This window comes from Streptomyces sp. UG1 (genome assembly GCF_049974585.1).
In the GTDB taxonomy this organism is placed as follows: domain Bacteria; phylum Actinomycetota; class Actinomycetes; order Streptomycetales; family Streptomycetaceae; genus Streptomyces.
The window spans coordinates 1-1,630 of sequence record NZ_JBNGGG010000128.1 but is presented as its reverse complement, the minus strand read 5'-3'; the positions used below and the strand labels follow the sequence as shown (position 1 = coordinate 1,630).

Annotated in this window: 1 protein-coding gene; it reads right to left on the bottom strand. The window is 71.5% G+C overall.

The genetic code is table 11. The annotated features are described in order from the left end of the window. The coding region (locus ACP4J3_RS50610) for a polyketide synthase dehydratase domain-containing protein (RefSeq protein WP_426545040.1) at window positions 1-1,630 on the bottom strand (1,630 nt) is incomplete at both ends.

Genomic DNA, 1,630 nt, shown 5'->3' with positions numbered 1-1,630 from the left:
AGCAGCAGATGCCGTACGCCATGCTGCTCGACCAGATGCCGGGCGACCAGTGATCCCAGCGTGCCGGTGCCGCCCGTGACCAGCACCGTCCCCTCGGGAGCGAGACGAGAGGCGGTGTCGGCCTTCTCGATGGTCGGGCGAGTCAACCGGGGCACCAGAAGGCCGCCGTCCCGAATGGCGATCTGCGGCTCGCCGCAGTTCACCGCAGCTACAAGGGAGTTGAACGTGACCTCGGCGTCGACATCGACGAGAAGGAGACGACCGGGGTTCTCCGACTGGGCGGAGCGGACCAGTCCCCAGACAGCAGACGCGGCGAGGTCCCGGATGCCCTCGCCGTCGTCGACGGCGACAGCACCGCGGGTGACGACCACCAGCCGTGCCGCGGCAAGCAGTTCATCCCTGAGGAAGTCCTGGAGCAGGGCGAGGACGTGGTGGGCGGACTCATGGGCACGTACGGCGGGATCGGCGGCCTCGCTCGTGACCTGCGGGGACACCAGCACGAGCTCGGGTGCGCCCGCACCTTCGGCGACGGCCCGGCGGAGGGCGGCAAGATCGTCGTGGGCCTCGGCATCGGCGGACCGGACGAGGACGCTTGCCGGCCCTTCCCCGAGCACCGCCCAGGGGGAGACGGAAGCCGTGGCCTCGACCGGCGTCGGCAGGGAGGTCCAGTGGATGCCGAACAGCGAGTCACGCCGGGAGGAGCCTGCGGAGGGCAGCTGCGTCCGGTCCACGGGCCGGACCGTCAGCGCCTCAGCGATCAGCACGGGCGCACCGGTCGGATCGGTCGCGGTCACCCGTACGGTGTCGGCGCCCGTCGGCGACAGCAGAACCCGCAGCCGCGTCGCCCCGATCGCGTGGAGTGTGACGCCCGTCCAGGAGAAGGGGAGACGGATCGTTGCCGAGTGGTCCAGGTCCGCCACGGCGAAGGCCATCGGGTGGAGCGCGGCGTCCAGCAGCGCCGGGTGAACGGCGAACCTGCCGGTCTCGAACCCCTCGGGGAGCGCGACTTCGGCGTAGACGTCGTCGCCGTGCCGCCAGGCGGCTTCCAGCCCCTGGAACGCGGGCCCATACCCCAGACCGAGGTCGGCCAGGCGGTCGTAGGCCTCGGCGACGTCCAGTGCGACCGCGTCCGCCGGCAACCAGTCTCCGCCCAGGTCCGCGAAAGCGTCCGCAGCGTCGGTACGGCCGACCAGGGTGCCGGTCGCGTGGCGCGTCCACTCTGCGCCCTCGGCGCCGTCGGTGTCCCCGCAGAGGAGACGGGAGTGGATCGTGAGCGAACACCGCCCCGCCCCGTCGGGCACCCCGACAGCCGCCTGAACCTCGACAAGACCGTGCTGCGGAACGACCAGCGGCGCTTCCAGGGTCAGGTCGGTGAGGGTGTGGGTGTGGTGGGTGGTGTGCATCGCGAGTTCGAGGAGTGCGGTGGCGGGGAGGAGGGGTGTGCTGTGGACGGTGTGGTCGGCCAGCCATGGGTGGGTGGTTGTGGAGAGGCGGTCGGTGTAGAGGTGGCTGCCGTCCGGGAGGTCGGTGGATTGGCTCGTGGCCGTGGTGTGGGGGTGGGGGTGGAGCCAGTAGGGGTGGTGTTGGAAGGGGTAGGTGGGGAGGTCGGTGGGTGGGGTGGTGGGGAGGA